The 13067-nt window shown below is 69.2% G+C and carries 12 protein-coding genes; 9 read left to right on the forward strand and 3 right to left on the reverse strand.

What is annotated here, in order from left to right:
- Positions 1–121: 121 nt before the first annotated feature.
- Entirely contained in the window at positions 122–583 is a 462-nt protein-coding gene (locus HHX37_RS16815; RefSeq protein ID WP_182886003.1) for a hypothetical protein, read from the forward strand.
- 229 nt (positions 584–812) lie between these two features.
- Here HHX37_RS16815 and ligA read toward each other — a convergent pair whose 3' ends face one another.
- Positions 813–2900, reverse strand: a complete 2088-nt coding sequence (gene ligA, locus HHX37_RS16820; RefSeq protein ID WP_182886004.1) for an NAD-dependent DNA ligase LigA — start codon at positions 2898–2900, stop codon at positions 813–815.
- A 1038-nt stretch (positions 2901–3938) separates the two neighbouring features.
- Between ligA and HHX37_RS16830 the strand changes: the two genes are divergently transcribed.
- Positions 3939–4259 carry a hypothetical protein gene (locus HHX37_RS16830; RefSeq protein WP_182886005.1) on the forward strand — a complete coding sequence of 107 codons (321 nt, stop codon included), beginning with the start codon at positions 3939–3941 and terminating at the stop codon, positions 4257–4259.
- 27 nt (positions 4260–4286) lie between these two features.
- On the opposite strand, the gene HHX37_RS16835 is transcribed toward HHX37_RS16830, so the two are convergent.
- The gene (locus HHX37_RS16835; RefSeq protein WP_182886006.1) at positions 4287–4607 is read right to left on the reverse strand and encodes a hypothetical protein; all 321 of its coding nucleotides are present in this window, start codon (positions 4605–4607) and stop codon (positions 4287–4289) included.
- Positions 4608–5002: 395 nt separating this feature from the next.
- On the opposite strand from HHX37_RS16835, the gene HHX37_RS16840 reads away from it, so the two are divergent.
- The 7 genes from HHX37_RS16840 to HHX37_RS16865 all read left to right on the forward strand — a co-directional run bounded on the left by HHX37_RS16840 (position 5003) and on the right by HHX37_RS16865 (position 12112).
- Entirely contained in the window at positions 5003–7108 is a 2106-nt protein-coding gene (locus HHX37_RS16840; RefSeq protein WP_182886007.1) for an NACHT domain-containing protein, read from the forward strand.
- Between the two features lie 765 nt (positions 7109–7873).
- The gene (locus HHX37_RS37735; protein WP_310740404.1) at positions 7874–8257 is read left to right on the forward strand and encodes a histidine kinase dimerization/phospho-acceptor domain-containing protein; all 384 of its coding nucleotides are present in this window, start codon (positions 7874–7876) and stop codon (positions 8255–8257) included.
- 99 nt (positions 8258–8356) lie between these two features.
- Complete coding sequence (locus HHX37_RS37740) at positions 8357–8953, forward strand: ATP-binding protein (RefSeq protein ID WP_310740405.1); 597 nt, start codon at positions 8357–8359, stop codon at positions 8951–8953.
- 121 nt (positions 8954–9074) lie between these two features.
- Positions 9075–9902 (forward strand): MarR family winged helix-turn-helix transcriptional regulator, encoded by an 828-nt coding sequence (locus tag HHX37_RS16850; protein ID WP_220502936.1) that lies wholly within the window; start codon positions 9075–9077, stop codon positions 9900–9902.
- A 303-nt stretch (positions 9903–10205) separates the two neighbouring features.
- The gene (locus tag HHX37_RS16855; RefSeq protein ID WP_182886008.1) at positions 10206–10553 is read left to right on the forward strand and encodes a hypothetical protein; all 348 of its coding nucleotides are present in this window, start codon (positions 10206–10208) and stop codon (positions 10551–10553) included.
- Between the two features lie 314 nt (positions 10554–10867).
- On the forward strand, positions 10868–10990 hold the full coding sequence (locus HHX37_RS38230; RefSeq protein WP_220499012.1) for a transposase: 123 nt from the start codon (positions 10868–10870) through the stop codon (positions 10988–10990).
- Positions 10991–11095: 105 nt separating this feature from the next.
- Positions 11096–12112, forward strand: a complete 1017-nt coding sequence (locus tag HHX37_RS16865) for an integrase (RefSeq protein ID WP_182886009.1) — start codon at positions 11096–11098, stop codon at positions 12110–12112.
- Positions 12113–12408: 296 nt separating this feature from the next.
- Here HHX37_RS16865 and HHX37_RS16870 read toward each other — a convergent pair whose 3' ends face one another.
- Positions 12409–13050 (reverse strand): hypothetical protein, encoded by a 642-nt coding sequence (locus HHX37_RS16870; RefSeq protein ID WP_182886010.1) that lies wholly within the window; start codon positions 13048–13050, stop codon positions 12409–12411.
- Positions 13051–13067 lie beyond the last annotated feature (17 nt).

Raw genomic sequence — 13067 nt, forward strand, 5'->3', positions numbered from 1 at the left:
CTCCTACCGCACCCGCCAACGCCGCGAGCTGCTGGCCAAGGAGAACCGCGCCAACCGCGACTGAGCCAACCCCGGGGGGTTAAAGTTCCCGGAACCGCTGGGGGTCACTATCGGGAGTCCGTTGACAACGCAGGGCATCTGGAGCGTCACCGACTCGCTCCATGAGGGGCTCGACGGCATTCTTGGCGGTGCTTTCCTGGTCGACACGACGAAAGGCGCATTCGGAGGGCCGATCCTGAGCGAGGCGATCGTGTACGCCTCCGACTCCACCCTGCGCCACCTGTCCGCCGGTCCGCCTGCGGGATGCCACACCCTGCGACTCAGTGACGGACGAACCACATGGACCGCGCGATATCAGCGCACCGCGTTGTCCCATCCGCCGAGTGAACAGGCCGTGGCCTACCGCCTGGTGGACGAGTCAGGGTCCAATCCGACTACGTGGGTCGCCCTTGCTCGTCACAGTGCTTACCTCATCGAGGTCCGCCTCGTCGTGCTCCCACTGTCTGACGATCTGGCCAACCAGCAGGTTGTGCTTGAGCACGCCATTCGTCAGGCCCACGCTCTGGCCGTAAAGACACTTTGATGGGTACAGCAGGTGCGCCCAGGTCTGTCCAGTGCACGGGTTCTGTCCCGTGATGGCGCTAAGTGATCACCTGCCAGTCCAAGGCGTGCCGAAGATCAACTATCTGTGGATGTAATGTTTCCGGGCCGCGAGCGAAGGGCCCGGTCAGTGGTACGGCGGCGCCGACATGCGACAACCGCACGGTGATCCCAGCTCGAGCCCCGGGGCGCCGACGGACGAACGGGGTCGCCTACAACAGCTGCGCGACCATCTCGGCGAACTCCTCGGGGGAAGCGATCCGCACACCGAGGGACTCGGCCTTCGCCCGCTTGGACCCCGCGTTGTCTCCTGCGACGACCAGCGAGGTCTTCGCCGAGACGCTGGAGGACGCCCGGCCTCCAGCCCGCTCGACGAGCTCGTTCATCTGGTTGCGAGACAGCGCCGCCAGCTGTCCGCTCATCGCGCCCGTGACCACGACCGTCATCCCGGTCAGTGGCAGAGCGCCCGGCTCGTCCTCACCCGACGCCGGGGTGGTCATGCCGCCCTGGTCACCGGCGGGCGCCGCCGCATCGGGCTCGGCCATGTTCACCCCGGCCCGGACGAGCTTGTCGATGAGGTCGGACAGCTCGGCCAGGTCGGCGACGATCACGGACGCCTTCTCCGGGCCGATGCCGTCCACCTTCTGCAACCCCTCGGCGTCGGCCGCACGAACGGCCTCCATCGTGCCGAAGTGCCGGGCGATGCGACGGCTCATCGAGCGCCCCGTCCCCCGGACGCCGAGCGCGCAGAACACCCGGCTCAGCGGTCTGGTCCTGGCCCTGCCGATGGCGGCCAGGAGGTTGTCGGTGGACACCTCCCCCATCCGCTCCAGGCCCAGCAGCTGCTCACGGGTGAGGAAGAACAGGTCGCCGAAGTCGGCGATCAGCCCGGCGTCCAGCATCTGCTGGACGCGGTTGTCGGCCAGCCCTTCCACGTCCAGCTGGTCGCGGCCGACCGCGTACCGGATCGAGGCGATCGCGCGGCAGTTCCGGCCTCGCACGCACCTCCACCGCTCCTGGGAGGTGTCGATCTCACCGTCGCAGGTCGGGCACACCTCCGGGAACACGATGGGCCGCTCGTCGCCGGTGCGCAGGTGCACCACCGGTGACTCCACCCTCGGGATCACGTCGCCGGCCTTGTAGACGACGACGCTGTCCCCCAGCATCAGCCCGCGGCGCGTGATGTCGGAGGGATTGTGCAGCGTGGCGAACGTCACCACGGAGCCGTCCAGCTCGACCGGCTCCAGAACCGCCCGCGGGGCGATCACCCCGGTCCGGCCGGTGTTCCACTCCACCGTGAGCAGCTTCGTGATCTTCTGCACGGCGGGCAGCTTGTAGGCGATCGCCCACCGCGGTGCCCGGGAGCCGAATCCGGCCTGCGCCTGATCCGCCGCGTCATCCGCCTTGATCACGATGCCGTCGATCCCGAACGGCAGCTCCGGCCGCGCGGCCGCGATCTCCTCGACCCGCCGCTGCACCTGCTCCACAGTCGTCGCGACGATCCCGGCGACCGCAGTGCCGGCCGTGGTCTGCACACCCTGCCCGGCGACCCAGTCCATCACCTGGCTGTGCGGCCACTCCCGGAGCCGCGTGGCGAGCCCGGAGGTGTCGTCGGGCAGCGGCAGCGCGCCGTACCCGAAGAACGTCAGCTCGCACACGTACGGCCGGTCCTGCGCCCTCAGCGTGCCCGCGGCGGCGCTGCGCGGGTTCGCGAACGTGGTCCCGTCATGCGCCTGCCGTTTCGCACACGCCTCCTCGAACTGCCGGGCGGTCATCATCACCTCGCCACGCAGCTCCACGGTGACCGGGTCGGCGAGCCGCCCGGGGAGGCCGACGATCGTGCCGATCGCGTGTGAGACGTCCTCGCCCGCGCTCCCGTCGCCGCGGGTGACCAACTGGACGAGACGGCCGTGACGGTAGCGGGCGGCGACCGCCAGCCCGTCCAACTTCGGCTCCACGGACCACGCGGTCACCGGGCGGCCGAGCCGGCGCTCCAGCGAGGCGGCCCAGCCGGCCAGCTCCTCGGGCCCGAACACGTTGTCCAGGCTGAGCATGGGCACGGTGTGCGGGACATCACCCACGACTCCGGCGACCTTGCCCGTCGGCGAGTCCTCCAGCACCTGGCCGGGGTGGGCCTTCTCATAGGCGGCGATGCCCCGGACGAGCCGGTCGTAGGCGTCGTCGTCCAGCGGGGAGGTGCCGTCACCGTAGTAGGCCGCGGCCGCGTCGGCCGCCAGCTGGACCGCCTCGGCATAGGCGGTCTCGTCGGGGATCGCGTCGATCGGGGGTGCTTCAGTCATGCGGCCATCGTGCCGAAAGGGTCCGACAAGAACGTTAGACGCCGCCGCCTCGCATCCCACGACCCGTCCACGCGACGCCTGCTACGGCTCCCCCGCATTCGCCGCCTTGGAGGCCGACGAAGCCGCGCTGCACGACGTGCTGATATCTCGCCCAAACTGATATGACGAGGAAGCTGTTAGGACCTGTTTCGAAGTCCGCTATCTGGCGACGTGCCGTGCCCGGACAAGCAGTGAGGGCTCCGGTAGAGGGTTCATCGACCAAGAAGAACCTGGACACCGGAGACCTCGTTGGCCACCTTAGCGGTGACGAGGCGGTTTGACCTGACCGATGCGCAGTGGGCGCGGCTGCAGCCGCTGCTGCGTGCGCCGAGAAGACCAGGGCAGCCTCGAAGTGGACCAAGCGGCAACTGTAGGGCGTCTCCAGTACGAGGGGGCTGACGTCGTAGAAGCCGCCGTAGTACTGGTAGGAGTCAACGTCGACATCGGCCCGGTAATCGTCGGCGTCCATGAGGCACACCCGGGCAGTCGAGCCACACCAGTCCACCTCAAAGCAGGCACCGCCCACATAGGACCCGAGGTCGCAGCAGAGATCAACCAACATGTGCCTGTACCCCTCCACGACCAACGTCCCAACTGGTGTCTACGTTTCAGGCTGTAACGTCGCCAACGACTACAGCAAGCACTCGTCGATGTCCGCTGACCACCTTTCAGAGACCACTCGCACTGCTCCCCGGGCGGCCCGACGCGGACCCGCGCGGAGGGCCTCAAGGGGCTCGGGCCGTACGGCTCGGGCCCTTTCACATGCTCGCATCGACCTGATGGAGGGCCCCAAGACCGGCCGACGCCGATCCGTCCGAGGCCGACCTGTACGCCGCCGCGCTGCGTGATGCCGGGCCGGCCGACGCCACCCGGGCCTGCCGCCTGTCGGCCGCGTCCTCCTGGTAGGGCTCCCAATAGCAATGAAGAAATTTCCCACGAAGTAGCCTGTGACCTGTATTGATACGGATCTCATGGCCAGGGCTCGATTCGCTTACGGTGTTGACCATAAGCGACGACAAGCCGGAGTTCGGGTACGGCGCGGGCGGTCGCCCGTTGTGGACGGCGCGGGACCTGGACACCGAGGTCATCCGGACGGTGCTGCGCGAGGCGGGGCGTCGGGAGTTCAGCGAGCGCCACGGCGGATTCGTCGTTGAGGGCGGCGGTGATGGAGGGCCCTTCCAGGTCGCGTGCGCCGATGACACCGCGGCGTCCGCGCGGGAGGAGCTCGCCCGGCACTCCGACGACCTGCGCAAGGCCGGGTACCGGGTCGAGCCTGACGCTGACGATGATCAGGTGCTGCTGGTGCGGGAGTCCTCCTGATCTCGCTCGCTCCAGCGCGTGGGAAGGTCAGCGGGGACGGCGGCGCTGGGCGGGGTCGGCTTCGGCGGTGATGCGCGCGGAGGTCTCCTCGCCCAGGCGAACGTACCGGCCGAGGCTGGCCAGGTGCTGGTGGCGGCTCTTGGCCTGCAACTCCGGGGCGGTCCGCCCGGCCTGCGCGAAGATGCTGCAACGCGCTGTGCCGGAGCTGGTGCAACGTCCCGCCCAGTGCACGTACTCGATGGCGCCGCCCTTGGAGACGACCCGGGCACGGCGGAACTCCAGGTCGAGGTCCTCGACGTTGATTTCCTCGGCGCGGGCGGCCGTGTCGTACAGGAGCCGCCACAGCACCCGTTCGCGCAGGGCGTGCGCGGGGTCGGTGAACAGCTTGTTCAGCCGCGCGGCCGGGAGGGCGCGGTCACCGCGCCGGGCGCTCTTGCGCCGCTCCAGCCGCCGGGCCGGGTTGGTGGCCGGCAGGTCCTGGCGCTGGGCCCAGGTGGTGAAGGAGACCAGCGCGGACAGGTGCCGGCCCCAGGTGGCGGCGGCCGCGACGGATGCCGAGCTGGGCGAACGCTGCCCGATGGCAGTCCATGTGACGGATAATGCAAGTTTGTGTTACCTGCTTCCGGATGACCAGCGTCCATGCACCAAGAATGCTCCGCGAGCGTGCCGGAGACGGATAACCGTCACCGGAAGGGAGGTCACGGGTGAGGCGCACCATCACGGGTATCGTCTCGGCTGTCTGTGTGATCGTCCTGCTACCTGTGGCGACCAACTACGCGACCGCGGGCATCCCGGGTTTCCTCGCCGGCCGGCCCTGGCTGGCTTGGGTGGCGATCGCAGTGTTCGGGACGGTGGCCGTTTCGGCGGCGGTCAACGTGCCCGTGCGGCTGGCGGCGCGCCGGATCGCGTCACGCCCAGGCGATCGCGACCGGCTGGTCGCTGGGGTCAGGGCCCATGTCGATCGGCGGCTGGGGCAGTCGCTGGGGGTGATGGGCCGGGCCGAGCTGGAGCTCGACAGGCGCGGCACTGCCGTCGTTGCGCCGCTCGCGGCTTACGCGGGCGACCCGGACGGCTGGGACCTCGCACCGGGAGCGACCATCGTGGAGGCGTTCGCGCTGGCTGATGAGTCGCTGCTGATCCTCGGCGAACCCGGCGCGGGCAAGTCGACGCTCCTGCTCGACCTCGCCTCAGCCCTACTCGACGGCGATGGCCCTGTCCCGGTGATCATCGAGCTGAACTCTTGGCCGGAGCCCGCCCGTGACGCCGACACCGCGTTCACCCGCTGGATCACCGAGCGGATCGAGGTCGACTATCACTTCGGCCGCGACCTGGGTCGCGCCTGCCTCGAAGACGACCGCCTCGTACTGCTGTTCGACGGCCTCGACGAGTTGCCCACCGCCCGGCGCGCGGCCTGCGTCGCCCGCCTCAACGCCCTCCAAAAGCTCTACCCCCGTCTGCGGACGGCCGTCACCTGCCGCACCAAGGACTACGCCGCCCTCCCGCTCCTCCACCTACGCGGCGCCGTCGAGATCCGCCCGCTCACCGACGACCAGATCGATCGCTACCTCGCAGACCCCACCTCCGCCGCTTTACGCGTTGCCGTCACCGACGACCCGACGCTCCGTGAGTTGATGACCGCCCCGCTCTGGCTCAACCTCATGACGCTCGCCTTCCAGACCCGGGGCCGCGCGCTCGTCGGGACGACGACCCAGCGCCGTACGAGTCTTTTCGACCACTATGTCGCCCGGATGCTGGCGCGTCCTTTACGCGGCGGCCCCGCCCGCCACGACGACACGACGACCGTCCGGGTGCTCGCTGCCGTCGCCGCCGTCTCAAACCAGGCGGGTGTGCTCCCGTTGCGGCGCACCCCGCTGCGGGTCCGAGTGGACGTGGGCCAGGGCTGGAGCCACCTGTTCGGCTCGGTCGACCGCTTCTACTGCCAGAACACCGTCCAACCGTGGATCGGCGGAGCCGTCGGCGTGCTGTTTGCGACGGTGCTCGGCATCCGGTTGGGGATCTCGGGCCTGGCCATCGGCGGCGTCATCATGTCGCTGTCGCTCAGCAGCCGCAGCTCGAGCGTCCCCAGAGCCCCGCGCCCGCCCCTCGCCGTCCGGCTGCGCTGGTGGGCGGCGCACCTGCTCGCACTGCTGCTCGTAGCGGCGCTGTGCGGTGCCGTGCTCGTCATCTCCCGATCCCTGGACTCCCTGCCGGATGGGGTCTACCTCGCTGTCGCCGCAACCATCCTGGCAGGGGCGACCGCCTGGATCCTCCTGGCAGGGACCAGCGAGGGCGACGTCCCGTTCCTCCTGGGCGCGATCTGGTCCATCGCGGCAGTCTACGCGCTACTCCTGTGGTGGGCGTCACCGCCGCACGGCGCGGGCGTCACCGCCATCGTCCTCGGAGCCATGATCCAGCCGCTCTGCGTGATCGCCCTGCCCTTCGGCACCCGCCTCCACGCCACCCGCGGCGACACCGACCTCGTGCACTCCGCCCCGTGGATCCCCGCCCTCCTCACCCTCGCGATTGCCGGCCTGACCCTCGGCCTCACCGGGCACCTCGGCGCCTCAGCAGGCCCGCCCGAGCTGATCCTGCTGGTGGCCACGGCCGGTGTGACCTACTACATGCACATGATTGCCATCGGCCTGCAGGGCGAGAGCTCAGGCCGCCGCGACTTCACGGCCCTCGCCCTCTCCCACGTTCTACCCTGGCGGCTCCGCCGCCTCCTGGACGAGGCCACCCGCCGCGGCCTCCTCCTCAAGGACTCAGCCTCCTACCGCTTCCCCCATTCCCTCATCCGTGATCACTTCGCCCGCCTCGACCCAACGACCGCCGAACCCCCACGCCCCTGAGCAACCAACGACCACCCGCCAACACGCTCGAACACTCCAGGGGCCGGGTGCTTCAGTCGCCAGCTCGGTGCTGATCGCGGTGTGCTCGATCGTGGCGACCGCGTGGCTGGCGGCGCGCAGCACGTCCGGCGAGATCCGGCGCCCTGATCGCGGACTCGGCGACCGGCCGGCCGGCGCTGCCTGCGCGCGCCTCGGCCGTGGTCGACCCGCTCGCCGTCGACGTCTCGCTGGTGCCCGGGGCGGCCACCGACCGGATCGACGCGCGCGCGGTCGGGCCGTTCCTTCTGCCGGGGCCCGAACGGGCACGACTGCGCGCGGAGGTCGACGCGCAGGCGGCGTGCCTGCGCCACGAGGGCTGGCGCGCCACCGTCGCCATCGGGCCCGGCGGCCGTCCCTACCTCCGCCGCGAGGGCGGTCCTGCCACCTCGGCACCGGACACCGAACACCCGGGTCCGCCCGTCAGCGTGCCGTCCGCGGCGTTACAGCCGGGTTCGCCGTCGTGCTCGCCGAACGCGCCCGGACCGACCACCACCGAGAAGCGCGCGCTCATCCAGCTCGCCGCCCTGGTCCGCAAGTGCCACGGAAGCCGGGTCGAGGTGTGGCTGGACGAGACCGGCAAGCCGTCCGCCGCGGCATCGGCCGCCGAGTGCCTGGCCACCGCGCGTCGCGCCCAGTTGAGGCCGCACGTCGCACCGGCCGCGCTGATCTACATCGGCTCGCTGGAGGACCGTACGCTGCCCCTACGACATCGTGGGAGTCACCGCGGTGATCCTCGTCCTGGCGGTTGGGGTCAGCGTGCTCGTCGCCACCCGGCCGACGCGGCCGATGCGGGCGGTGACCGCCGCGGCCCGGCGGATGCGGGCGGGCGACGGCTCGGCGCGGGTCATGGTCCGCGCCAAGGGCGAGGTCGGCGAGCTGGGCGCCGCGTTCAACGAGATGTCCGAGCACCTGGACCGCATGGAGCAGCAGCGCAAGGCGATGGTCAGCGACGTCTCGCACGAGCTGCGCACGCCGCTGAGCAACATCCGCGGCTGGCTGGAGGCCACCCAGGACGGCGTGGCCAAGCTGGACCCGGCGCTCACCGCCTCGCTGGTCGAGGAGGCCATGGTGCTGCAACACATCGTCGACGACCTGCACAGCTCGCGCTAGCCGACGCAGGCAAGCTGCGGCTGCACCCCGAGCCAGTCGACGTGGCCGGCCTGCTCGAGCAGATCGCGACCGTCTACCGCGCCGCGGGCCGCCGGGCCGGTGCTGACCGTCGAGGTGACCGGCCGCCCCTACATGGACGCCGATCCGGTACGGCTGCGGCAGGCGGTCGGCAACCTGCTCACCAACGCGCTCCGCCACACGCCGGCCGGCGGGCGGGTGAGCCTGCGCGCGTACGCCGACGGCGACGGCGACATGCTGATCGAGGTGGCCGACACCGGGCCGGGCATCGCGCCCGAGCACCTGCCGTACGTCTTCGACCGGTTCTGGCGGGCCGAGAAATCGCGCGGCCGCCAGACCGGCGGCAGCGGACTGGGGCTGGCCCTCGTGCGGCAGCTCGCCAAGGCACACGGCGGGTCCGCGGCGGTGCGCAGCGAGCCTGACCGGGGCGCAGCGTTCGTCCTGCGTCTGCCCCGGAGTTCGCTGAGGACGTTCCCCGCTCGGCGCACCTCCAAATGCCTGATCCGAGCCCGCCGTGTGTCCGCGGTGACGAAGCGGATGTACTCCCCCATGCCGGCCGCGATCCGGTCGTCCAGCGTGCGGGGTCTCCTCGATGGCCTCGGTCATCGACGCGAGGGTCTCCTCGACACACCTTGTGTAGACCGTCCGCAGCAGTTCCTCCCGGCTAGAAAACATTAATTGATCGGAGTTGTCGTATCTGGACCGCGTCGTTCGTAGCCAGGGTGAACGGTCGTCCACGAGGGCGCTGTCACGATCAGCTGTCACGATCAGCTGTCACGACCAAAGGAGATGCCGACCGATGCAGCAGCACCCACAGGCCAAGATCCACCGCATGTTCGAGCTCGTCGAGCCGATCGCCACCTCCACCTTCTCCGAGGTGGCGAACGAGGCGTTCCTGGCCCTGGGCATGCGCAACTACTGGGACGGATACTTCGCGGGCCGGGCCGCACCGCTGGGGCCGGCACCGGCTGCGGTGGTACACGCGGTCTTCTACAACTTCGCCGAGGGCGAGGTGGCACGCCACATCCCCTGGGTGTGGGGAAAGATCACCCCGCAGGAGGCAATCACCGTGCGTGAACGGGGCAGCACCGCCGCCCTGCGGCAAATGATCGGAGAGCTCGCCGACTCGCCCAGTCTGGTGCGGGCCGCCGACCTCGCCGCCCGAGCAGCGGTCAGCGCGCCGACCGAGGGCCGACCACTGTACGCCGGGCTGCGGGCGCTCGACGTGCCCGAGGAGCCGGTGGCCAGGCTCTGGCACGCGGCGACGCTGCTGCGGGAGCACCGCGGGGACGGCCACAACGCCGCCCTTCTCGCCCACGGCATCGGCGGCACCGAGGCCCACGTCCTCATGGCTGTTTCCCTCGGAATGAGGGCGGAGGAGTTCGGCCGGATCCACCACCTGCCCAAGGCACGGCTGACCGCCGTGGTCGACGGGCTGCGCGGCCGCGGCCTCGTGGACGCCGCCGGCGGGTTCACCGACGCCGGCCGGGAGATCAGGCAGCGGATCGAGGCCCTCACCGACGAGCTGGCAGCCCCGGCGTACGACGTGCTCAGTGCGGACGAGCTCGACGAACTGGCCGCAGGGCTCGAGCCGATCGCCGCCGCGGTATGGGCCTTCGACAACTGAGCGGGCGCATCAAGTTGCTGTGACGGCCACGACCCCAGCCCGGCCACCGAGATGAGCAGGTCGTTGCGCGGGATCACCCGCCTGGCGTAACCGAAGGCGCCGCCACCAAGGGGCGCGAGACCGCCGACGCCTGGCTGCCCGGCAAGAAGAAGACCGGCCGGCTGCGGGCTGGCAGAGGGGGCAGACGGCAACACCCATGATCGCGTGCGCCAGGCCCACCGCGAGTACCCGTACTCCGCCTGAGGCTCCGCCTCTGGTCACCACCGACGATCCGGCCCATCCTTGGGGGCGGGAGGTGCCGGCATGCTCTACCGGATCCTGGCGGACACGATCACGAGCTGGGTGGACGCGGACATCCCCCGCGACGGCGGCGAACGGCCCTCGGGCACGCGGCTGCGCGGGGCGTGGGCGTCGGGCGGTCCGTGCTCCTCGCTGGACGGGCTGCGCCTGCCGCCGCTGAACAACCACCGGGTCCGGTTCTGGTACACCGAGGAGGGCTGGCGCGTGTACGGCCGGGCCCACTGGGCCGAGCTGCGCGAGGCGGGTCACACCGTACGGGTGATCCGCGTCAAGAACGCCCCCGACTCCCGGGTGGCCTACCGCGACCGCTACCAGGTCGCCCTTCTCCCTCCGTCGCCGGGAAGGCGCTGACGACCGCCGCCGGCCCCCGCCAGGCGATCCCGCACCCGGTTCGGGGGGCGAGACCCCCGCGGGACCAGGGGCGAAGACCCGCCCGAGCGCGCTGCCATGCGCGCGATTCGTGCGCACGTACGAGGCAATGCACCCGAGCGCAACTAACCGCAGCATTGCCGTGTCACGGCGTTTCACCGGTGCCAGCAGGTTTCACGGCCGAGGGCGATATGGTCTTATGTGATTTGCACCCCACTGAATATCTAGGCCCCGTCTGGGGCTGACGAGATCGGGGGTGTTCGCAGACTCGAGCGCGGTCTCCCTGTCGGTAGCTTGTGAGCAACGCGATCTTGTATGTGTACCGGACCGGGATCGCCTGGGAGTACCCGCCGCATAACTTCCCGCCGTACAAGACGGTCTATGACTTTCTTGATTCGACGAACTTTGAATTCCGATAATGTATCTTATCGGAAATCAGTTTCGAGGATCTTGAGGTAGTTGCGGACATGCGCGGCGATGTGGACCCAGACCCGGCGATCGAGGGACGTATCGTCCCGCGTCCGTTGGACCTCGCCGTTGTGGAGGAGGTCCTCAGCGACGAGGCAGCGGAACTGCTGCGGCAGGCTCGCGCGGAGAACACGCACCGGGCCTACGCCGGCGACTGGGCCAGGTTCTCCGACTGGTGTGCCGCCAATGGAGCGTCTCCGCTGCCGGCCACCACGGCGACGGTCGTCAACTACATCGCCTACCTGACCACTTTGGGCCGGGCTCCGGCCACGGTCGACCGGGCCGTCTCGGCGATCCTGTCCATTCACACCGACACCGGCGCCGAACGGCCGAACACCCGGCCGATCCGGGAGGCCTTGCGTTCTTACCGCAAGCTGCGGGCGAAGGCCGGATTCCGGCCGCGGCGCTCGCTGCCCATCACCATCGAGATCCTGCGGGCGATGATCGAGGCCCAGCCGGAGGATGGTCCTACGGGACAGCGCAATCGGGCCATCCTGACTGTCGGGTACGCGGCGATGACGCGCCGGATCGAGCTGCACCACCTGAACATCGAGGACCTGACCTTCCTGCGGGAAGGCCTGGAGCTCTTCATTCCGATGTCGAAGACCGACCGCGACGCCCGCGGCGTCAGCGTGCCGCTGCCGTATGGCTCCCATCCGGGAACCTGCCCGGTGCGGGTCGAGTCGGCGTGGCTGGAGATCCTCGCCGAGCACGGCATCACCAGCGGGCCGGTGTTCCGCGCCATCGACAAGAACGGCCGCATCGCGGGCGCGATCGGCGACGACGGCGTGCCCGTACGGCGGGCCGGGCGCGGGGATGGCATCCGCATGACCCCCGAGGCGATCAACCTAGTCGTCAAAAATGCCGCCCGAGCCGCCGCCCTCCCGCACGCCGACCGCTACTCCGCTCACGGCCTGCGCGCCGGCGGAGCCACAGACGCCGCCGACGCCGGCGCGACCATGTCCGGAATCTGCCAGCACGGCCGCTGGTCGGAAAAGTCCCCCGTGGTCATGCAGTACATCCGCCACCGAGACAAGTGGAAGAACAACCCGATGCTGCGCGTGGGCCTATGACCGGGGCGGCGTCGTGTCGAGTGACCGGCCGCGACGATCCGGTCCACGCTCTTCACCTCCCTCAGCACGACTAGTTGACTCGAGATGTCGCTGACCTGCCCAGGTTCGTTCATGCACACCGACATCCGGCGACAACCTGATGCGGCCGGTTGGCCTATGGCCGCCGCTGAACAATTCCGGGAACTAGTCTTCTGTGAAGTAATGCGATGGGCTGGGTAGCCAACCCTTCCGTGCGTATACAGCACGCACGCTACATGCCACTCGAGCAATCGATCACTAACGGCTACCCCGAGGCTTTAAGCACTGAAGGAAGAGGGACTAAGGAACCGCAACCATTCGTCTTCCTGTAGGTCCGCCGATGGTTGCATAATTAGGTAGTATTGAGCGGGGTCATTGCCGACGCCCCAAACAATCTCGTGAGTAAGTTCAGCATGTGCTAACCGCTCCAGCAGGCGCACCCCAGACTCTCGCCAGTCACCGTCAAAGGATAGGTCGGCGAGATATGGATCCAGGCTGTCGGTGGCCCATCCGACGCGCTCCTCCTGATCTATCACGGGATCGAAAGCCACTGCTAACCGACCTTGTTGCACGTGAGCGATCAGATTACGCCGATCACCCCAGCCGTAATGTATGCCCCGGCCGTGCCAACATACTGTTAATGTCAAGTATCCAGCTTTGGCGATTCTGGTGAGGATATGCGGCTGCGCACCTGCACTGCCGCTGTTTGATTCGGCGACGAGGACACCATCTCCCCACTCGTTGATCGTGGCGAGCCGAGGGTCTTCCGACCAGTCGCCGACAGTCAGACCATCCGATAGCGGCGCATACGTACTTTCGATCAGAGGTTGGGCGCTGAAGAGGCCAAGCACAGCAGATATGTTTGCGTTGTCGACATAGGTTAGGCATACCTGGTCGACGAACTCGACGTCCAGACGCATAAGATTCTTCCCTTCCA

The sequence above is a fragment of the Microbispora sp. H10885 genome (assembly GCF_014161415.1).
Taxonomy (GTDB): Bacteria; Actinomycetota; Actinomycetes; order Streptosporangiales; family Streptosporangiaceae; genus Microbispora; species Microbispora triticiradicis.